General features: G+C 62.4%; 10 protein-coding genes and 4 pseudogenes. 8 read left to right on the forward strand and 6 right to left on the reverse strand.

The window, feature by feature from the left end; all coding sequences use genetic code 11:
• Positions 1 to 60: 60 nt before the first annotated feature.
• Both ACZY1I_RS24560 and ACZY1I_RS24565 read left to right on the forward strand, forming a co-directional pair.
• On the forward strand, positions 61 to 1,365 hold the full coding sequence (locus ACZY1I_RS24560) for an EspA/EspE family type VII secretion system effector (protein ID WP_463758461.1): 1,305 nt from the start codon (positions 61 to 63) through the stop codon (positions 1,363 to 1,365).
• A 596-nt stretch (positions 1,366 to 1,961) separates the two neighbouring features.
• Positions 1,962 to 2,276, forward strand: a pseudogene (locus ACZY1I_RS24565) (EspA/EspE family type VII secretion system effector); the annotation flags it as partial.
• 209 nt (positions 2,277 to 2,485) lie between these two features.
• Here ACZY1I_RS24565 and ACZY1I_RS24570 read toward each other — a convergent pair.
• Positions 2,486 to 2,722 carry a hypothetical protein gene (locus tag ACZY1I_RS24570; protein WP_463758593.1) on the reverse strand — a complete coding sequence of 79 codons (237 nt, stop codon included), beginning with the start codon at positions 2,720 to 2,722 and terminating at the stop codon, positions 2,486 to 2,488.
• Between the two features lie 661 nt (positions 2,723 to 3,383).
• Between ACZY1I_RS24570 and ACZY1I_RS24575 the strand changes: the two genes are divergently transcribed.
• Both ACZY1I_RS24575 and ACZY1I_RS24580 read left to right on the forward strand, forming a co-directional pair.
• Complete coding sequence (locus ACZY1I_RS24575; protein WP_463758464.1) at positions 3,384 to 4,709, forward strand: EspA/EspE family type VII secretion system effector; 1,326 nt, start codon at positions 3,384 to 3,386, stop codon at positions 4,707 to 4,709.
• A gap of 114 nt (positions 4,710 to 4,823) precedes the next feature.
• The gene (locus tag ACZY1I_RS24580) at positions 4,824 to 6,182 is read left to right on the forward strand and encodes an EspA/EspE family type VII secretion system effector (RefSeq protein WP_463758468.1); all 1,359 of its coding nucleotides are present in this window, start codon (positions 4,824 to 4,826) and stop codon (positions 6,180 to 6,182) included.
• Positions 6,183 to 7,519: 1,337 nt separating this feature from the next.
• On the opposite strand, the gene ACZY1I_RS24585 is transcribed toward ACZY1I_RS24580, so the two are convergent.
• Positions 7,520 to 8,929 (reverse strand): DHA2 family efflux MFS transporter permease subunit, encoded by a 1,410-nt coding sequence (locus ACZY1I_RS24585; RefSeq protein ID WP_463758470.1) that lies wholly within the window; start codon positions 8,927 to 8,929, stop codon positions 7,520 to 7,522.
• 232 nt (positions 8,930 to 9,161) lie between these two features.
• Complete coding sequence (locus ACZY1I_RS24590) at positions 9,162 to 10,829, reverse strand: allophanate hydrolase-related protein (RefSeq protein WP_463758472.1); 1,668 nt, start codon at positions 10,827 to 10,829, stop codon at positions 9,162 to 9,164.
• A 459-nt stretch (positions 10,830 to 11,288) separates the two neighbouring features.
• Between ACZY1I_RS24590 and ACZY1I_RS24595 the strand changes: the two genes are divergently transcribed.
• Positions 11,289 to 12,383 carry an EspA/EspE family type VII secretion system effector gene (locus tag ACZY1I_RS24595; protein WP_463758474.1) on the forward strand — a complete coding sequence of 365 codons (1,095 nt, stop codon included), beginning with the start codon at positions 11,289 to 11,291 and terminating at the stop codon, positions 12,381 to 12,383.
• Between the two features lie 272 nt (positions 12,384 to 12,655).
• Positions 12,656 to 13,879 carry an EspA/EspE family type VII secretion system effector gene (locus ACZY1I_RS24600; protein ID WP_463758478.1) on the forward strand — a complete coding sequence of 408 codons (1,224 nt, stop codon included), beginning with the start codon at positions 12,656 to 12,658 and terminating at the stop codon, positions 13,877 to 13,879.
• On the opposite strand, the gene ACZY1I_RS24605 is transcribed toward ACZY1I_RS24600, so the two are convergent.
• From ACZY1I_RS24605 to ACZY1I_RS24615, 3 genes and pseudogenes are all read right to left on the reverse strand, one after another.
• Positions 13,876 to 15,603 (reverse strand): EspA/EspE family type VII secretion system effector, encoded by a 1,728-nt coding sequence (locus tag ACZY1I_RS24605; protein WP_463758481.1) that lies wholly within the window; start codon positions 15,601 to 15,603, stop codon positions 13,876 to 13,878. The two genes, ACZY1I_RS24600 and ACZY1I_RS24605, sit on opposite strands and share 4 nt — an antisense overlap.
• Positions 15,604 to 16,028: 425 nt before the next feature.
• On the reverse strand, positions 16,029 to 17,360 hold the full coding sequence (locus ACZY1I_RS24610; protein ID WP_463758483.1) for an EspA/EspE family type VII secretion system effector: 1,332 nt from the start codon (positions 17,358 to 17,360) through the stop codon (positions 16,029 to 16,031).
• A 546-nt stretch (positions 17,361 to 17,906) separates the two neighbouring features.
• Positions 17,907 to 18,632: pseudogene (locus tag ACZY1I_RS24615) on the reverse strand (hypothetical protein); the annotation flags it as partial.
• Between the two features lie 266 nt (positions 18,633 to 18,898).
• On the opposite strand from ACZY1I_RS24615, the pseudogene ACZY1I_RS24620 reads away from it, so the two are divergent.
• Positions 18,899 to 19,186, forward strand: a pseudogene (locus ACZY1I_RS24620) (PE family protein).
• A gap of 436 nt (positions 19,187 to 19,622) precedes the next feature.
• A pseudogene (locus tag ACZY1I_RS24625) lies at positions 19,623 to 20,411 on the forward strand (transposase); the annotation flags it as partial.
• Positions 20,412 to 20,555: the final 144 nt, after the last annotated feature.

Genomic DNA, 20,555 nt, shown 5'->3' on the forward strand with positions numbered 1-20,555 from the left:
AGTTGCGTCAATATAGAGTGATATTGCGCGGCGCGACATCGGTAAGGGTGGAATCCGAGAATGGGACTCGCGGTTTTCGCAGATGCTGCCAAGATAATAGCCGCGTTGACATCGTTGGGGGCAGCCGCTGGCGGCTACGGCGTCGATTTGATTGGAATCAACAATCGTGAATACAGCGGAACGTACATATCGGGCAGCGTGACAAATCTGAGTGGTTCTGCATTTGCCCTAGCCGCTTCGGCAAAGCAGACTTCCAGGACGGCGCAGGCACTTGCCAACACCAGTGGTTGGTCGGAGTCGGCAGCAGAATCGTTGCAAGCTTCGACCATATTTTCCACTCCGATCCTCTCAGCGCTTGCCGTCGTCGAAGCGTTGGAGTTGACCACCGGATTCGGGGTGCCTGACGATGGAGCCGATCTAGCATCCGGTTCGGAGTCCTTTGCAATTCTCCGGGATACCCTCAGCGCTGCTATTGCGGGTGACAGATGGCAGGGTGAGAAATCCGGGAATTATGTATCGCATACGTTGGTGCTGCAACGATGCGCCGCGGCAATGGCCGAGTTGGACCGCAGCCTGGCGAGTGCGGTAGAGGATCACGCTGGTCAAGTCACTCAGACCCGGTTAGTCCTTGGTGTTGACCAGGACCTGCTTGCCGCCGCACTGATCGTTCAGCAGGCAATTCTTGCTCTGTACCCCGCGAGTAAATTGGCGCGCAAATTCGGGTTGTGGGCTAGTCGGCTGGGGATTCTCGTTGCGATATCGACCGTCGGGACCTTGCTCGGCTTATCCGTGAAAAACGCGTTACTCGTGCAGGGTTTGGAGAACGAATACAATGCACAACTCGCGCGGAGGGCAGCAGATGCCTCGATGGATAGTGAATCGGCCGCGGTAGTGGCAAGTCAATCCTCCGTCGCTAGCTTCGAGGCCAGTTCCGGCGGCACCTCAGGTGTGTCGACCGAACCAGGTCGAGACGCCGTGGCCTCAGAAGTGTTGTGTGCGAAGGATCGGGACGAGATGAGCGGCGGTGGCGACGCTGGTAGAGGTGACTCAGCGGAGCGAAGGCCAGCGGCGCCGATGCCGACGTTGGCAGCCGTGGCGACGATGCTTGGTGGCAGTGTCAGCAGATTCGCCCGACCACCTGTGAATGTCAACCGGACGAACGGGTCTGCGCGGCAAGTGCATACGGACGCTGACAAGTGGCCGAACCAGCCGCCCGCTAGCGCACATGCGCCTCCCGAGATTGCTGTTGTTAACGAGATCGAGGAGGCTCAATCCAACTCGAACGGTGTTCGCTCGCCGAACGGGTGTGCTAAAGGCCCTTCGGCGTCCAGATGCGGTGGCATGGAGCCCCAAGCAGCGCCGTGAAAGCGACCCCCTACGCCCGTCACACTCCCGCCGCGCATCCATTTGCTCGCGACGCGCACCCAACTCGGGTCTCAGATGAGACGCAGGGCTCCCGCTGCAGTAGGCGCAACGCCGTAAAACTCTGTGTCATCCGCTGATCTGGACCATATCAATCCACTCACACGACCCGATGACCCGCATTTTTCTACCCCGTACCCGGCATTCCGCCTCGGGCAGAGCCGAATGACTGCGCCTCCGCGAAAAGTAGCGCAGGGGGTGGTCCGCTGAGTGGGATAATATATCGGTAACGGAGAAGAAGGGAAAGAATGTCGTTCCTGGTCGAAGCTGTAACCATTGTTAATGGCTTGTTGGGATTGGGTGGAAACTCCACCGGATTGTTTATGGACATCAGCAGTGGTGTTCCGCCCACCCGCGAGAACATCGGCGCTTCTGCGATCGGTTTGATCGGAAACGGCGGCACTATCGCCGGCGCCGCCGCGAGCGGCGCCGTAAGTGGAGCGATTTCTCAACGACTCATACGAGATGGAAATACCCTCGCTTCGTGGCCAAATGCCGCTGCGGGTACGAGGCCGGAAACCGATTGGCCCAAACACCGAATGAGAGTCGACAGGCAAAGTAAAGCAGATTTGAATGTGCTTTTATGTGCGTTGTCGGTGGTGCAGTCGCTGGAATTGACGGTGGGTTTTGGTGCGCCGTTCGATGGACAGAGCTTCGAGGCGGGTGCGATGGGCTTCCTGGGGATTGGTGAGGTGTTAGCGGGCGGGTCCGCCGGTCGGCGTTGGGAAAGTTTGGCTGCGGATGGGTACGGCGGGCAGAACACCTCGCAGTGCGACCGGGCGGCGGCGATCGTGCAGACGGATCGGTCTTTGGCTGCGATCGCTCACAATCAGGGATTATGGGTAGACCATGCCCGGCTGGTGCTGGGCGCGGACGCGACGCTTTTGGGGGTAGCCGTAGCTATCCACGCGGCACTCTGTGTGTCTCCGATTGTGCCGGTGTGGGCGACATGGTTCGCACGTACCGCGGCCGTCCTCGGAGTTGCGGCGGCGGTCGGCATCATCGCTACTGTTGTGGCATTCTCGATTCAAAACGCCCAGAAGGCCAGCGCGTTGGCCGAAGACTACGGCCGGCTCGGTGCGGATGCGGCGAAGGCGGGCAGTCCGCTCGCGGCCGGAGCTGGCGGATGCAGCGCTACGCCGGTCGCACGGCTGGCCGCAGTCTCGACCACCACCGCGGAACCCGTACCCGAGGCGGCCGCGGGCACCACCGCGCCAGCAGTTGTCGACAGCCAGCGCGATCCCAGCCACGGCAGCGCTGACGCTGTCGATACTTGCGTCGGCCCGTTGGTGTCGCTCAACACCACGTCCCTAGCGCTAGGCGGGTTGACTGCTCCGGCCGCACAACCTACCGTGGCCCAGCTCGTCAGGGGATCGAACCCGACGGCCACAGCACTTAGCCACACCGACCGCCCCAACCCGGCACGCAGCTCATCCCTACAGGATCTGGTTCCGCGGCGGCTTCGGACCTCCAATGATGTTGCCACCCGAACCGCCCGCTGCGCTGGCAGACACCGATCACAACTCCGACGACGGGGCAGCACCAGCGGCACTCGCAACCCGACGCGCTGCCGTCCACGCCTCCGCGACCAGCACCAAAGACGCTTTCATACTCGCACCGCTGGTCGCAGAGGTATAAACCGCGCGCCTCAATACTGGCCGCGAGAGTCATTGATTTGCAACGGCTTCGCGTTCTCGGGCGACGTTCGGACAATCGGGGGACCGCCTGCGGGGCAGTGAGCCCGAACTTCGCCTGGGACACCACCCCCAATCGGCCATTCGTCGGATCGGAGCACCTCTTCGAGCGTTTCTGGGCTCAGTTGCGCTCCCAGCCGACGAGGATGAGCGCTCCGCCGGTTCAGCCAATTTGCTGCATATGGCTCGTCGTGAGCGATGTTACTTTGGTACCACTGCTCTTCGACGGTGCTCAACCGAAGACATCCACACGAAAGTTTCTGTCTCATGTCTGTTTTCGAAGAAGCTGGCAAGGTTTTGGGCAGCTTGGTCTCCCTTAGTGTGGCGGAAGGTTGCGTCGGCGCCGACTTTGCCGGAATCGGCGACGGTGAATGCAGCGGCGAGTACCTCGCCGCAACTGTCTGCGGAGGTATCGGTGATACGTTTGCTTTCGGTGCCGCTGCTCAACGGATGTATCTCACTGGAAAGTATATTGACGCAGATTGGCCCGATGAAACGAAATGGGTAAAGATACGCTCGTTGAGCAGTCCAATTTTATGGACTCTAACTTTTGTCGAAGCCGCAGAATTCGTGATCGGATTCGGAGTGCCCAACGACGGGGGCGAGATTGAAGTCGGATCTGATCGATTCACGGCACTATCTGAGTGGCTCGCGGCCGCATCGCCCGACGTTGGCTGGCAGGGTTCGGCAGCGCAGGCCTATGCGCGGCAAAACTCAGATCTGCGGCACTCTGTGCAGAAGTTGGGCCATCTGGATCTCAGGTTGGCCGCCATTGTCAAGGATCATGCGAATTGGGTTACACACGCGCGCCTGATTTTCGCGATTCTCAAAGATCTGCTTTGCAGAGCATACATCTTTGAGTGTCGCCTCAAAATAGTTAACGTAGATGCGGCGCGGGCCTACGCAAACGCGATATGTGTACTCGGGTTCGGTATTGCAACCAGCACAATCTTACTATTGGTTAAAGTTTCGACTTCCAATGCAAAGTGGGTGGACGCGCTAGGTAGCGAATATCGTAAGGTGGCGTCGCATCCAGCTGCCCCGGGCAGCCTGCCGGCGCAGGCAGGCCTGACCCTGGCCGTCGACTCTGAGGTTCGTGATTTTCGCATCGGCATCGGCATCGGCATTGGCATCGGCATCGGCATCGGAGCCGGGCGGGCGCAGCCGGGCGAAGCACACTCGGTGACGGCTGCTGTCGATTTACGGTATGAACGCGCTGCCGGCGGCGCGGCGACGGACGGACGCGACACCTACGGGGTGCGGACAATGACACCGGGTCAGCCGATGCTGACGGCGCTTGCCGCGCCAGGCATAGCCAAGTGGTCGGGCCATACGGCCAAACCATCCCGGCAAGTCATCATGGTCGAAAAGGTCCAGGAAGACGTTTCATCAGCCAATATCGACGGCACGTCGACCCCGACGGGTGCGTCTTCCCCAACACGTTCTGAGGACTCAGGTGCGATCGCCGAGGAACCCGCCGGTGCTCGTTCGGGACTCGGTGCCCTGGATAGCCAGCGTGCGCCGGTTGGGGTTGCGCTGGTTCATTCCGACGAAACGAGCGGGACGGCGGATCCTGCAGATCAGCCGCAATAACGCGCAGCGGCTCGCCGACGGTGCAGGTGGCGATTATTTCCATTGTGAGGGCCGAGCCAAATCAAAAGGCTTCGTTCGAGGCTTCCGCTCATACGCTGACCCAAAGGAGAAATTTTGTCGACCTTCGCTCAAGCCGCCGCGGTCATCAACGGCCTGCTCGGGCTTGGCGGAAATACCGCCGGCCTGTTCATGGGGCTTGACGGCATGACTCCGACTAACGGCGAGGATACTGCCGCCAATGCAACAAGCATGATCGGAAACGCGTCCAGCGTAACTGGCGGGCTAGCTGTTGGCATAAGGGACGAAGCTACCAGAATTGCTATTGCCGGCCCTCGAGACCAGAAACTAAAGTTTGCAAGAAAAGTCTTTGATGAACTTCACGCCGATGGTTCCCGCTCACCGGCACGAGTCGATAGGCGGAGTTCCGATCAATTGGTAAAAGGTATAGCGGATGCGCAAGAGGAATACGCCGAGCAAGAAGAGAAGTCGCTATCCCGCCAGAAGAATGCAAGCATCATTCTGTACGCGATCTCCATAGTCCAATTGCTGGATTTAACCGCTGGGTTGGGAACTCCCTGTGACGGTCAAAGCTTGGAGATCGGCGCGGCGGGATTCGGCAGGTTCGAAGTTTCGCTAGCGACCGAAATCCACGATCAGCGCTGGCAAGGTTCGGCATCCGGCCGCTACGACCTGCAGGTTGACGGACAACAGGCGCGGGCCAAGGCAGTTGCGAATGCCGACATAAAGCTGGCCGCCCTGGTGAAGAATCAGGGGCAGTGGGTAGATCAAGCGCGGTTGGTGCTGGGCGCGGACGCAGCAATTCTGAGTGCGGCCCTCGCCATCGAGGCGGCCCTCTCCGCGTGGCCGACGGCCGGGCCGATGTGGGCGAAATGGTTCGCCTATATGGCGGCGGGGTTAGGGACGGCGGCCGCAGTAGGCATCGTTACTACGGTCTCGGCGGTTTCGAGTCAGAACGCAGAGGAGGCTAGCGCGTTAGCGGCTCGTTACCTCCGTGTGGCAGCGAGCGCGCGCACGCCCGGTGGGCCGAAGGCCTCAAAGCTGGCTGTTGGCGCACAGGCTCCCGATCTGAGCCTCGCAGCAACTCCCGTCGGCGAGGCCGATTCAGCCAGGTATTCGGGCACCATTGCCACCCGGTCCGCTAGCACAAGCGGTAGACCTCAGCTAACACTGACCACCCCGTCACGATTGCCAGAGACGGCATCCCAACCCGCTCACCCCTTCGGTACGTTGAGCATGTCAAGACCACCGGTTTCTGCAACCTTGCCCGCCACGCGGCATAGGCCACCGCCCCGCAGCCCACGCTCGGAGTCACCGACTGTGCCGCCGCCGGAGGGAGAGGCGTCGTACGATCTGTGCGCGAGCGGTACCAGCAGTGCGCTCAGTAGCCGAGTCCGAGTGCCCGGCACTCGGTCGCACCGGCATCCTGTTCGCAGCGAATTATGCAGCGAATAGGTCCATCTCGTCTCCGGTCTTGCGGGCCTACCCCCCTCGGCAGTGAAGTGCGTGCACTATGAAAGTTTCTGACGTCGCACATCTGCAAGACGGCTACCGGCGATCAAGTCGACGGGAGGTCGAATGTCCGCAGGCGAAAATTGGTGCACCAGAGCCCACTTGAGCGGTCTTAGACTTAGGACATCGGCCCGCCACCAAAGGGTGGCGGGCCGACTCCAGCAACGGGCTGTGCACCGGCGTACCGGGTGTTGCCGAATCGGTGGCGTTTGGCACGACGCGTCCCGATCGACATAGTCGTTGTCCCGCAATATATCTCGCGCGACACTAAAGACTGCGCTCATTGAAATCTTCACTGACGCTTCGTGAAGTTCCCCTCCCGTGTGGCTCCGCGGAGAAGGGCGGGCCTCCTTGGAAGCTGCTGGGTGTCAGACGCAGTTGCTCCACCGAAAATGGCCCGCTTCTCATGCTCGCAGGGAAAGGACGACGTGGAAGTGCATGCCTCTACGCCATCGTGTTGGAAGATCTCAGGGATCGCCTGTCATACCGGCTTTGACCGCAAGGTGGTCCGTGAGTATCTGGCCGGTGACGGCGAACCCGCAGTGCCGGCCCGGCCCGGCCCGTCCCGGCCCGGATCAACTTCGAGCCGTTCGTCGGCTGCGTCAGCGCCCGGCTGGGCGAGAACCTGGTCTGTGGGCGCACAGCCTGTTCGACGAACTCGAGGAGGTGGGTTTCGGTCGGTCGTAGCCTGACCGGAACACCGCGCCCGGGATCTGCGTCCGGTCTGTGCGGCGTGCCGGACGGCGACGCGGCGGCCTAACGGGTGATCCCGCACGCCCCGGATGATGAAACCTGATGGGATTGGTTGGAATTGCACGATCTTCCGCAGTCGTGGGGATGGGGTAAGACCGCGCATCTGCTGGTCGGCTCGTTGGCCCAATCGGGCAAACGGCGGGCCGCGCTGGTGCCGCTCGTGGAGCCCACCGCAACTGGCCGCAGCCCAGGTGATGTTCAGCCATCCCGTCGGTGAGCCGTTAGGCGACACCGCCACCACCAGCGGCATCGTGATTGCCGGACACCGCGTGGCCGCTGATGTGCTGGGCGTGATGGTCCGCGTCAGTCGTGGTAGGTGCTGTGATCGCGCAGCGGAAGCCCACAGGACGTTGATTCGGTACCTGGCCAGTGCAAGGACGATTGCCATCCAGCAAAAATGCCTTCGCAACTCTGGCGCCCAGGTTTATCAGCGGCATTCCATATAGAAGATAAGAGTTGGGCACGCCGCACGCTGGCCGGTCGACCGCTGCCCGTTAGTGGCGTGACGGTCAACCGGCCAGCGTGTTTCACCTAGCCTGTGATGCGGGGATGCGCACCAGGGCGCAGCACCCGATTCCCAGGATCAGCATGACGACCGGAAATCCGAGCGCAGCCTGGGTGGCGGTCGTGATGTTCGGGCCCAACGCAGCCTGCAGAAGCAGCCCGGTAGCTGCGCTGCCGATCGCCCCGCCGCCCTGTCGGGTGGTGTTGAACACCCCCGAGGCCGCGCCTACGAGATCGGTGGGCAGGTTGCGGGTGGCGATCCCGGCCAACGGTGCGGACACCGCGCCGATCCCCAGCCCGGCGACCAACAGTGGTCCCATCAGCAGCCACAACGACACACCAGGACTCATCAGCACCGTTAGGGCCGCGATGCTGAGTGTCAGCGCGACAAACCCCGCTCCGGCCAGCCGCGCGGGATTGACTCGATCCGAGGCTCGCCCAGCCACCCTGGCACACCACGACGACAGCACGAACATCGGCACTGTGGCCGCCCCGGCAGCCAACGCCGAATACCCCAGCGTGGTTTGGAGATAGACCATTATCGGCAAAAACAGCCCTCCCATGGCCGCGCCCATCGCGAATCCGGCCATGCTGGCCGCGCTGAAATTCCGCTCGGCGAACAACCGCAAAGGCAGCAGCGCCTCATCTCGGTTGCGGTGCTGCCACACCACGAATGCGGCCAGACACAACACGCCGAACACCGCGACCGAGCCGATCGAGATCGGCCCCGCTATCGGGCCCCAGTGATAGTGTTCGCCGCTTTGAATGGCGAACACCACCGCGAACAACCCCGCCCCACTGAGCACCACACCGAGTAGATCGAACCGATGCTTCCGGTGGGGGCGGTGATCAGGAATGAGCCGCACCGCAGCGATAAACCCGCCAATCCCGATGGGAATGTTAATCAAGAAGATGGCTTCCCACCCGGCGGTGGCGATCATCAGACCGCCGACCAGCGGGCCGGAGGCCATCGCCGCCCCACCGACTGCGCCCCAGATCCCCAGTGCGGCGCCGCGGCGCTCGACCGGAAACAGGTGCACGATCAGACTCATGGTCTGCGGGGCGATCAATGCTGCTGCCACACCCTGGATGGCCCGCGCGGCGATCAACACCCCGGCATTAGGCGCCACCGCGCACACGAGCGAGGCCAGCGTGAATCCAGTCAACCCGACCAGAAAAACCGGCTTGGGCCCGAATCGGTCACCGAGGCGCCCGGCCAGAATCAAAGGCACTGCATAGCACAGCGCATAGGAACTGTTAACCCACACCATGTCGTTCAAACTTGCGCCCAGTGACGATTGCATCGCCGGAACAGCGACGTTAACGACCGTGGCGTCCAGCCCGATCATAAAGAAACTGACACACAGCGCATACAACGCTGCTTGCGTGCCGCGCTCGCGCGGCCCACTCACCTCAGTCTTGGTGAAACTCATTTCGTTGGATGTCCTTGTTACAGGCCGCCCGAGCGCGGTGGAGATCACGGCGCGTCGCAGCAGCGTACGAAGCCCCCTTCGAGGCGGTAATCGTGACGCTTGAGCTGACTAGCACCGAACTTCTCCTTCACACTCGAGGACGACATGTCACCACGACATGCATTGCGGCGTGGACAGTACCACGGACTCCCGTTTTCGGCGAGGTGGCTAGCGGTAATAACCCAGGTGAGCGCTAACTATTCGGTCGTGAAGAGGTCGCCAAATACCGCGTCCAGCTGCGATGATGCGTGATGTCGGTCGCGCTGGCCGTGGCGTCGTGGGTAGCGGTGAATCCGACGACGCGTCGCCCGTCGTCGAGTTCCACACTGGTCAGGGCCATGGGCGGTGGCAGAGCCGCTAGGAACTGTCCCAGTCCTGCTGCGGAGACCCGGAACAACTCTCCACTGATCGGAGCGCCCTTTCCGGACGCGGTCCTAACGAGCCCGGGCTTGGCGGGTGTGGTGTCTAGCGCCACGAGGCGATAAGCATCACTCGTGCTGATCTCGCCAGCAAACCGGGCACCGAGGTTCTCCAGCTGCCAGTGCAGTGGCTGGTCCCGCAGGTGGGCGCCAAACACCGCAAGGTCCACGCCGTGCTCGACGAGCAGGGGAGGCTCGGTGTCGCTGAGCCGCGCGGCGACATCGACGCCGACCTGGTCGGCAAACGCTGGTACCACCACCGCGACGCCGAACGGCTCTCCGTCTGACAACGGTGCACCGAAAATAGCAAGGACAGCTAGTCCGAGAACGTCGCAGAACGTCGTGTAGGTGCCAGTTGGCCGGCGCATCGAGTCGGCCTCTGGCCTCGTCGACTTGACCGCGTGTTCGGTTGTAGGCACAAGCAGCGCATCGAATTTCTCGAAAAGCTTCTGCGCCGCGCTGCTCGCCCGGGCTCGATCGTCGCAGTTACGCGCGCAATCAGGACTGTTAGAGACCGAAGTTGCCGCGACTGTCGGATCGGCTCCGCTAGGCACTGCAGCCCGAGCAATATCGAACAACAGGGACATGTCGACCGTCTCGACATTGAGCCCGGCGGCAGAGGCGGCAGCGACGGTTCGAGCAAATGCGTCGCGACCGATGTCGCCGAGACGTTCGAGGTGCGCCCGATGGGGAACGGCGATGGTGGGCTGGCGGGTTGCCGCCAGGGCCACATCGGCGGGCCAGGAGCGGCTTCGAGGGTCTCGAGAGTCGGCGCCGGCCATTGCGGCGGTCGCGGCGACGGCAAGACCCAGGTCAGCGGCGCACACCGTAATCCGGTGTGAGTCGTCGCATGCGGGTAGCACACCGTGTATCGGAATGACTCCGGGAGTCGGCTTGATGCCGATCACGTCGTAGCGGCCCGCAACCACAAGCTGCGATGCCGCGAGACCGGTTCCAAGGCCCACGTCCGCGATGCCGAGCGCCACGGCGGCAGCAGTTCCAGAGCCAGCGCCGCCGGTGGCGCCGTCGGGACAGTAAGGGTTTCGAACTGAGCCGTCGGAACTAGGGGCCGTGACAGATGCGACGGCAACCTGACCGACGTCGATCGTGCCCAAAATCAGTGCGCCAGAGTCGATCAGCCTTTGCACCGCCGCAGCGGTGGTGTCTGGCGCGGAGGCCAGGTCTGGGTGTCCGGCAGGGTTGGGAATTCCGGCGATGTCAATATTGGCGTCGACGGCGACGAGCATGCCGGCCAACCGCAAAGCCTCACCTTCGGAAAGGCGCTTCTCGACCGCCGCGGCGTCGCCAAGAACGTCGGACTCATTTCGAAGCGTGTGCCATAGCTCAGGCCGATTCAGGTCGGCAATCTGTTGGTAGGCAGCAACCACTCGCGCGGTGAGTCTGCCAGCGGGACTTTGGTTATCGGCTAGCACCCTCGTCATGAACGACTCCTACGATGTCTTTGCGGTTTGTAACGCCACCACACGACCGGACTGTGAGCTGGCCAGTAGATCCGGCAGCCGGCTTGGCCATGGCGACCGCAAATTCTGCCTAGCGGCCTGCCAACTGGGCCGTACACTGGTATGAGCCTATAGCGCAAGGCAATTCAGTTGCGCACGTGGCGCTGAGCACGGTACCAGCGTATCGCCTTCGCAGTAACGAGGAGCCGCTCCCAAGCGATGTTAAAGGGAGGAGCGAGCACCGTGGCTCTCGACACGAGCGACCAGTAAGGATTCAGAGTGTACGTGTACCTGGCAGCGACCAGCGTTCTGACCGCGTTAGCAGGTCTAGTGCAACCGTTCGTACCAGACCCACGATTTACCCGTGCCGAATATATTGAGACAGCCGCCCTAAATACTCCTGCAGACTCAGTAGCCGCTGCGTATCTAGCGGTCCATCTAGTGCGTGGTGAAGTGCAGCTGGAATCAAAACTTGCGGAAGCGATGCAAGGCCAACTCTATGGTTGGGCAGAGCGCCGCAGCGAGTTGAGAGCGGATTACGCGGGCAAGCTAACGAGTCCAATACTTTGCGCGCTCAGCATCGTCGACGTAGTCACATTAGCGACGGGATTAGGCTCACCAAACGAAGGCGATGCGTTCGGATCTGGGTCGGCAGAATTCAGCCGCCTGCGCGGCCAGCTGGATTCAGCTTTCCCCGGCCCCGGTTGGCAGGGGGTAGGCGCACGTGCGTACGCCGACCAGAACGCGGCGATGCGGGATCATGCTTTGGCGATGGCCGGTTTGGACTTTGATCTGGCATCCGTGCTGAAAGACCAGGCCGGCTGGGCGAACCACACCCGCGTTGGCCTGGCACTACTGAAGGACGTCCTGGTGTTCGCTTACGCCGTAGAGCAAGCCATGAAGACGCTGGCCCAAGCGGCTGACTTAGCGGCGGCATCGTGGCTCGCTTACTTCACGGTGACAGCTTCCTCCCTGGGAATTGCGGCTGCCACTAGTCTGCTGGCGATGTTAATCACGTTCTCGTGCCGAAACGCTGAAAGGGCGGATGACATAAACGCGGACTACCGAGAAATACTTCAGGACGCGGCACCGTCAAGTGCGCCGTTGCCCGAGATAGCGGCGGTTGCTGCGATGGATTGCCCATCTGTGTCCCGCCGGGTGTTGCTGAGCGACGTGTCCCCCGTATCTTCCCCGCCCAAGGCAGTTGTCAAGCCCGCCTTGCTCAATCCGACGAACGGCGAGGTCACTTCCGCAGCTGTCTCAGGGGCTCAGCCGCCTCATTTGCCTGAGCCAGCTTCGGCGCGGTCTGCTCACACCTCCGGGCGGGGCACCCTGGTTAAACCCGCGACATGGCACCTGCAGCCGACTGTCCCATCTGGCCAACGTCGTCATAAGGCGACGAGTTTTGCTGCGCAATCCGAGATCGCTGTCGAGGGCGGTGAGCGGCCGCCAGCACAGGTCCCGGCCCAAGCCGACGGCAAGCTGGTTGGCGCGACCGCTGTCTCCTATCGACGACCTATCCTCGACGTGATTTGAAAGCTGCGCCTGGCGGATGGTGCAGCACTGGAAACGCAGTACCCCGTTTCAGTGGAGCCTCCAAACGCCAATTGACCAGGAAGTTCTTCCGTTTCGTTCGGCAAGTTGCCGTTGTTGAGGGGCGACTAGCAGGCAGTCGGGACCCTCAGACGCAGCTTGCCTGAGGTGCATTGAGGATTTAGCCATAGCGGAATCGGGCTAGCGTTAATTTCGCATAAGACGGCGCTCCGCGTGATGCGCCGCAAGGTAACTCCAGTGAAGGATCCTGGCTAATGTTGTCACTCAGTGCGGCCGCTACCGTTTTCGTTAACTTTGCCAGTCTCGCCAAGGAATTCAGCGGAATTGGTGTAGATTACGCCAGCGACAGAAATCATCGCGTATCCAGTGGCTATCATTTAGCTACCGTGGCGTCCAATTTCGGCGTGGATGGAATGGCGACAGCGGCCTCCATGATTGGGTACACCGCCGCGACACCTGCGGCCCGAATCGCCGTAGCCAATCTGTCGCCAACACAGCCGCGGCAACCTATGCCGTGGCCGATGGTGCCGCAACGGCGCCTCGACGAGCTCAAGGACGCATACCAGGCAATTACTGACCGCTACAAACGCGCATATTCAGAGGCGGAAACTACGCAGGGTCCATTAAGAGCGTTGCTGGGCGAGAAATATCTGGAAGAGCCGACGGTGAAGGAATACACCGCCGCGTATCGCCATAATATCGACGCCCGCAAGCACAACGCCGAACTGGATCAACGATACCAGCATGAACTCGAGAGTCATGCTGCCCGCAAAGCGCAATCAGACGCGAGAGCACTTGAACGTCAAAAGCGCGTGGTCGCTCAGCAGGTGAAGAACGATGCTGAACTAGAGCGCATTGGGTGGCATACCAATACCAGCGCGATTTTGTTTGCGGTCGGCGTCGTCGAAGCTTTGGAGTTCACCATTGGGTTTGGGGCGCCGTGCGAAGGGGAAAGCCTCGGCGCCGGTGCAGAACAGTTCAGCGGGCTTGCGCAGCGACTGCGCCCAAACGTTGCTAACTTTTATGGTTGGCAGGGTTGCGCAGCTGGCGCCTACGAAGCGCAAAATGCTGCACTTTCGTCTTGGGCGCAATTGCTGGCAACCCTCGACAACGACTTATCGGAGACAACGACGAACCAGGCCGATTGGAACAACGCCGTGCGCTTGGGTCTAAGCCTTGACAAGGCAATTCTGATGGCGGCCTTCGGCGTAGAAATGGCCCTTCGAGCTAAAGCGCCCGTCGGTTTATCAAATGTCTTCGCTACCACGGTGTGTGTAGTGGGCCTCCACATTGCCGCGGGCATGATGGGCGCGTTGGCAGACCACTCGAAGAAAAACGCTACCCGAGCCTGCGAGCTTGCGGCCCAGTATCACGGCGTGGCCATGGGTGGGTCGGTGCCGGGCGAACTGCCGCAGGAGTGGCAAGTCCAGTACATCTCAAGTTGCTCCCCGTTCGATGCGCATTTGGCAGCAAGCTAGCGGCGGGTAGCGGCCGGTTCGGAAGCTGCTGGGCCTAAACGTGGAAGTTCGGTCAGGCCGCCCTCAGTTGATGTCGGCGTGACCTTTGAACTTCCTCCGGTGTAGCTCAGGGCGGTTTGCGGGATTCTGCCCTCCACTGGGATCGGTGTGGCTGTGGCGGTAGCGGGAGTTTCGGCGGGCGGGTTTGTTTTGCTTGCTTGGGTTTGCTCGCCGCCGCGTTGGCCGGAGGCCGGCGTTTGGTGTCGTGACCATCGTGCCACCTGGACGAAGCTGGGCATAGTTATTGCTGATACTGCGACAGCGCTGGGTGGCGGGATCATCGCCGGTGCGGGGGTTGCAACCGACGTAGCGGACTCATGGCCGGCGTTTGCATCGGTTCGTGTGGCGGGCTCGGTGGCTGATTGCCCGGCATGAATTTGGCTGGCTATTTCCGGCGCCGGAGGGGTGTCTGATCCATTGTTGGAGGCCGCTTCGAAATTGCGGACCTGGCTTTGGCCCGCCGAGGTGGTGGTGCCGTGAGATGGTGCCCCTGCTGGCATCAGGCCGGCTCCCGCCTGGTGGTACTCGGCGGCGAGGTTGTTTACGTCGTTTCGGGTTAGACACGAGAACGTTAACAACGTGGTCATCATCCCCACCGCGACACCGAGTCCCGCTGCGGCCGCGGTGTACGCGAACGCGTCGGCCACTGCTGCGGCGGCCTCGAACCGCAACGCCATCTCGACGGCAAACGCCTCCATGAGCAGGCCCTTGTCCAGGCCCATGCCCATCTGCATCGTGGTGTTGCGCCGCGCGTAGGTGGTCACTAACCGCGCCAACCGGACATCCAGATCGGCCATCACTACACCGCGGTGATCCAACGGTGCGTTGCGCCCGGCATACGCCTGCGCCCCCGCACCCGACCAACCCTCATCCGGCGAAGCCGACTCCACCGACTTAGAAAACATCCCAAAGTATTCGGCGCCGACCTCGAAAGCCTCACCCTCACAGGGAGTCCCGAACCCCGTCATTAACTCCAACGCGCTAACTGCGGCTACAGCCAACAGAATCGGACTCGTCTTCGCAAACTTACTCAACTCATCCTTTTGCCGCTGGAATTCCCGTTCCGCTCGCTCGTAACCGTTCTTATCGCCCTGGAACTTTTCTAATCTTTTCATATTATCCTGCGCCAGTGGCAAGCCGTGATCTTTCCGCCACTTAGCCGCGGCATCTCCGTGTGCCTCGGCCGCAGCCGCATTAGCAGCGTCACGCCTCAGTTGTTCTTTCAGTAGGCTGTCATATTCTTGGCTATAATTAGGATTGTTTATCCGTTTATGTTCATAACTCGTGATTGGAATGTCCTTGTCCTTATACTTTACCGTTCGTTGTATGGGCTCCGATCGTTCGAATAGAAAAGGCTGCTTCTGATCTGCGGTAAAATCTGGGAATTCAACTTTTCCCAGATAATCAGGTTCGGGAGGAAATGGAGGCGCAACAACCAACCTGCGTTGGGGAGCGTAAGCCAGTGGCGCCACCGGATGTGCCCAGAGCGCATACGCCCGAGTCGCCAGCGACGCCGTCAGCGCTGCCCCGTCCGCACCCATAGTTGTCGCCATCGCCGCAATATTTTCGCTGCTGCGTTGAGGGCTATTTAGACCACCGAACTGATCCACCGCTATACCGGTGAATTCCCGACCTAAACTAGCGAAATTCATTAGCACGACACCGGCGGCCACAACTGCTGACATTCCCATACACCCTTTATTGTTGAGGCGAACACAGCACTGCTCGCGGATAGTATCTATTCCCGAGTATGATATCAGCGGCCCGCCGGCCCGGAGCACGCCAAAATCGACTACCGGGGCCCCTCGGAAACTAAATTAGGTGGGAGCTGGCGCGCGGATGGTGGAATGAACCGCAAGGGCCCACAAACACGGTTGCGAGTGCCGGCCTAAACCCACAGGACCCTTCCGGAGGACCGGCCGGACTAATGCCGTCCTGATCATGTCGATGTCAACCAGTGGTGCGGCCGCCCGGTCGGGCGCGACGCTCACGCCCCGACAGCCAGAGCCGGCCAGTGGGACGGGGATGCCGCAGCGAAGCTTTCTATTCGTTCAGGATCGCGAATTGCAGTGATTTACACTGCGGCAACCCAGAGGGCGGGCGTCGCAGATCAGGGTGATGGCAGCAGCGGGGCGCTTGTGTGTTGCACGGTGCTGCAGGGTGGTCCATGCCATGCGCCGCTTGTCGCGGACGCGGTGGGGCGGTCGGTCACTGTGCGCGTGGCCTCTGATGCGGTGTCATCGCTGCTCGGTGGAGGTTCGGTGCTGCATACCGGGTGGGCCCGTTCGGTGCGCCGCGGTGGTGTTGCATGTGGGTTGGACAGGTTGATCAGCTGGGCCAGCGTCGGTGATGCAGATCGCCCGACGACCGGGACCGGTGCCCGGGATACCGCAGCGGTGAGCGGTGAGCCGGCACCGGCAGTCGCGGGTGCCGGTGTGGACGTTGGCGCGTTGGGGGGAGCAACATTCTTGGCCGCACAGGTGTCCGGCTCGGCAGTGGCTACAGGGACCGCAGCTACCGCTGCCGCCGTCCGGCTGGATGCGCGAACTAATGCGGTGTCCGCATCCCCTGTGCCGGTGGGTGCAGTCAGTCGGCCGTAGCGGTCCGCCAACGCTGTGGCAGCCTGGGCGTTGTGAACCGACACCGCTAATACCTTAGCGAGAATGCCGCCCGCAGCAGCCACTCCGAGGCCGGCCACGGTGAAGGCGAACCATTTAACCCACACTCCCGCCACGGCCGATACCGCCAGGGTGGTCTCCACCGCCAGCGCCATACCCAGCAACGTGGAATCGATGCCTAACACAAGCCGGGCATGATCGACCCACAAACCCTGATCACGTGCGATCTGCGCCAATGACCGATCGGACTGCGTGATCGCTTGGGCCCGCTGTTGCTGGGCGGTGTTCTGCCTGCTGTGACCATCCGCGGCTGCACCCGTCCAGTACTGGTTGGCCGACCCTGCCGCTAACACCCCCTTAGCCCGTGCGAACTTAGCCGCACCAACCTCTAGACACTGCCCCTCCACCGGTGCCCCAAACCCCGCCGTCAACTCCAACGACTGCACCACCGATAAGGCATAGAGAATCACACTCCAATTCGTACGTTCAGACCAACCCTGTCTGTCCTGTTCGACTTGTCTTGCCTGTTGCTCGTTGAAGTCCTTCTCCGCGGAAGTAAATTCGGGGGTATTAGGCCGCTCGGCGACAGCTAGGAAACGTGCCGTCGCCGCCGGGAAACTTCTGGTGGAGTCCCCACTCATTCGCAGGACCGCAGTGCCGCTGTTAATGCTGGCGCCGTTTCCAATTAGGCCCATCGCGGTGCCAGCAGTATTTTCACCGTTGGGGGTGATGCCCGCGCTGATATCGCGATACATGCCAGCAGCATTCCCGCCGAGCCCCAACATGCCGCTAATAATTGCTGCAGCTTCAGCCAAGACTGACATCGTCGCACCTCCCATTCCTTGCGTCGAGTCTAAAGGCGGGCGACGCTGCTGGTGCGCACGAACTAATCCCGACCGGCGGTAGGCGCTCCGGTCGGTTCATCACGGGGATTCGGCCGGTGAGTTCGAGAGGACGACAGTCGAAGGAGCTCCGAGTGCGAAGGCCGACGAGCTGGCGGCCGCCCGAAAGCGCATTGCGGCGCGAGGCGGAGCTGACACTTAACCGCGACGCGCGCGAGTTGTTCGACGACGCAGCGGTGCCCCCAAACCGGGGGCGCCCGATACTGCCCGATACTGAAGGGCTTCGCGCGACGACATTCGGGCAGCTCCGCCCGCTGCAAAACGGGATTGACTCGCTCCTTCGTCCACCGCCACCGGCGGCGCCCTGTCCGGGCTGTGAGGTGCGCGGCCACGTCGCGGCCGACACGATCACGGGATCCATCCGCGCTCGCGTGCACAATCCTCTGGTACTCAAACCTGGGTACTTGGCAGCGCAACGAAGAGTCGCCATAGCGCACCCAGGACGGTGCAGGAAGTTCAGCTTGGCCCTTAGCCGAGCAGACGCCCGCCGGTGCCGTCGTTGCCGTCCGCGCCGGGAATGGTGCCGGTGCCACCTTTGCCGCCAACACCGCCGGCGCCGATAAGCACGGCGTTGCCGCCGCCACCGCCGGCTCCTCCGGCGGTTACACCGTCGCCGCCGTTACCGCCGTCGCCGCCGGTTCCGATCAGACCCGACCGGCCGCCGGCCCCGCCAAGCCCGCCGATGGTTGCCGCACTGGCCCCGCCACTGCCACCGTCGCCGCCGTCGCCGAATAGGAAGCCCGCATCACCGCCTGCACCACCCGCACCGCCAGCGGCACCCACACTGAATCCGCCCCCACCGCCAGCGCCACCGGAGCCGAAGAACAGCGCTCCATGGCCCCCGTTTCCACCACCGTTACCGGGCGGATTCCCTCCGCGGGTGCTTGGGGCGCTGTTGCCGCCGTCCCCGCCGGCGCCGCCCGTCCCGAAGACCAGGCCCGCGTCGCCACCGGCACCGCCCTTACCGGCCAAACCGAATTGGCCTGTACCGCCGGCCCCACCCGCTCCTCCACTGCCCAGCGCAAGCAAACCGGCGTCACCACCAGCACCCCCAGCCCCGCCCGCAACAGAATTGAAGGCTTGACCGCCGACTCCGCCAGCTCCGCCGGCACCAAACAATCCACCCGCACCGCCGGCACCCCCGACCCCGCCGGGCCCGCTGTTTGCGGCACCACCAAGCCCTCCGGTGCCCCCGTACGACGGCGGGTTTGAGGTTGTCGTAGCGGATTCGGGCGGGCACGCCCCCGAAATATTGGAAGGCCAGCACGTGGCCCTCCAGGAACGCCTCCTGCGCTTGCGTGGCGAACGCCACGTGAAAGGCTTTGCCCGAGTGCGATAGTCGCATCACGAACATCCAGCATTTCACGACCACACCGAGGATCATGGCGTAGAACTCGCCGAAGTCCGTAGTGGCCTGCGGGCGCCGCCCAATCAACCAATCGATGAGTGGGGTTTTTGCGATGACTTTTGTTGTGGTGGCGCCGGACGTGGTGGCGGCGGCGGCGGCAGAGTTAGCGGCTGTCGGTTCGGCGGTTGAGGCGGCGAGTTCGCTGTTGGCGGCACCGACGACGGGGTTGTTGGCGGCGGGTGCCGACTAGGTTTCGGAGGCGGTTGCGACGTTCTTCGGCGCATATGGGCAGCAGTATCAAGAGTTGAGTGCGCAGGTTCAAACGCATCATCAGCAGTTTGTGGCAGCGATGGCGGCAGGCGGGCAGGCGTATGGCGGAACCGCGTCCGCAAGGGCTTGACGCACCGTCCGACGATGGGTGCCATGACGATCCGCCAACTCACGAATCGACAGGTCCTCAACCCGTCGGTCCCTCCGAATCTTTTCGAACAATTCCACGCGTGACCGCATCCTGACCGACACCCCTGCCGACCGCCAGCGACGACGGTCCACAGGAACGATCTGAACGAGGGTGGGGCCAAAATTGGTGACGACACACCGCGCCCCACCCGGCCGCAACGATCACCACCCCGGGGCCAAAATTCGTGCAGAACTACGACCCAAATGGGGCCAAGTCAGGTGACCACACTCACCTGATCTATCCCCGTGTTGTTTGAGTGTGGTCACCTGACTTGGCCCCGGCGGATTCAACTGGTCGACGCAACACCTCAACTTTTTGGAGGTGCGTGATGGCGTAGGGAAAGCGTCAGTTAGAGGTTCGTGGTTATCGGGGCCGGATTCCCTCACTGGACCGGCCGACGGTGGCCTGGCGCGAGGACCGGGTTCGGTTCTGGGCGGCCGTTGCAGCTGGGGCGATGACCGAGGACGCCGCCACTGCAGCGGGCGTGTCGTCGCCGGTCGGGTTCCGCTGGTTCCGCCATGCTGGCGGCGTGAATCCACAACTACCAGAGGAGGTTTCGGGCCGTTACCTGTCCTCGGATGAGCGTGAGAACATCGCACTATGGCGCGCCCAGGGCGCCGGTGTCCGTGAGATCGCGCGACGACTCAAGCGTGCACCGTCGACGATCTCGCGGGAGCTGCGCCGCAACGCCTCAACCCGCACCTACCGAGTCGAGTACAAGGCGTCGACCGCTCAGTGGCATGCCGAGCGACGTGCCCGCCGGCCCAAGACGGCCAAGCTGGTCACCAACGACCGGCTGCGCCACTACGTCCAGGACAAACTCTCAGGGGTGGTGCGAGATGCTGACGGCCACGTCGTGCTCGGTCCCGCCAGCTCACCGTAAAAGGGCCGCAACAAGCCCCACCGTGGTGATCGTGGCTGGGTTCAGGCGTGGAGTCCCGAGCAAATCGCCCGCAGGTTGCCGGTGGAGTTCCCCGATGATGAGACCATGCGCATCAGCCACGAGGCCATCTACCAGACTCTATATGTCGAATCGCGCGGGGCGCTGAAACGGGATCTGGTCAGCTGCTTGCGCCGCGGACGGGCGTTGCGGGTGCCGCGGGCGCGGACCCGGTCCAAGGCGTGGGGCCCGAACACCGATAAATCCACAGTCCCAGGTAGTTGGGTCATTGGGCGGGTTCTAGCGAGTAGTGGTTGAACTTGTTGTAGTTGGTGTGTTGGCTGGGCCTGTGGGCCTGTGGGCCTGTGGGCCTGTGGGCCTGTGGGCCTGTGGGCCTGTGGGCCTGTGGGCCTGTGGGCCTGTGGGCCT

This window comes from Mycobacterium sp. IDUB_37, assembly GCF_055419245.1.

What these genes read in the sequence shown, in the direction of transcription:
- ACZY1I_RS24560 (WP_463758461.1), top strand. Translation starts at nt 61, where the DNA reads ATGGGACTCGCGGTTTTCGCAGATGCTGCCAAGATAATAGCCGCGTTG.
- ACZY1I_RS24590 (WP_463758472.1), bottom strand. Translation starts at nt 10,829, where the DNA reads ATGACGAGGGTGCTAGCCGATAACCAAAGTCCCGCTGGCAGACTCACC.
- ACZY1I_RS24610 (WP_463758483.1), bottom strand. Translation starts at nt 17,360, where the DNA reads ATGTCAGTCTTGGCTGAAGCTGCAGCAATTATTAGCGGCATGTTGGGG.
- ACZY1I_RS24605 (WP_463758481.1), bottom strand. Translation starts at nt 15,603, where the DNA reads ATGTCAGCAGTTGTGGCCGCCGGTGTCGTGCTAATGAATTTCGCTAGT.
- ACZY1I_RS24575 (WP_463758464.1), top strand. Translation starts at nt 3,384, where the DNA reads ATGTCTGTTTTCGAAGAAGCTGGCAAGGTTTTGGGCAGCTTGGTCTCC.
- ACZY1I_RS24585 (WP_463758470.1), bottom strand. Translation starts at nt 8,929, where the DNA reads ATGAGTTTCACCAAGACTGAGGTGAGTGGGCCGCGCGAGCGCGGCACG.
- ACZY1I_RS24600 (WP_463758478.1), top strand. Translation starts at nt 12,656, where the DNA reads ATGTTGTCACTCAGTGCGGCCGCTACCGTTTTCGTTAACTTTGCCAGT.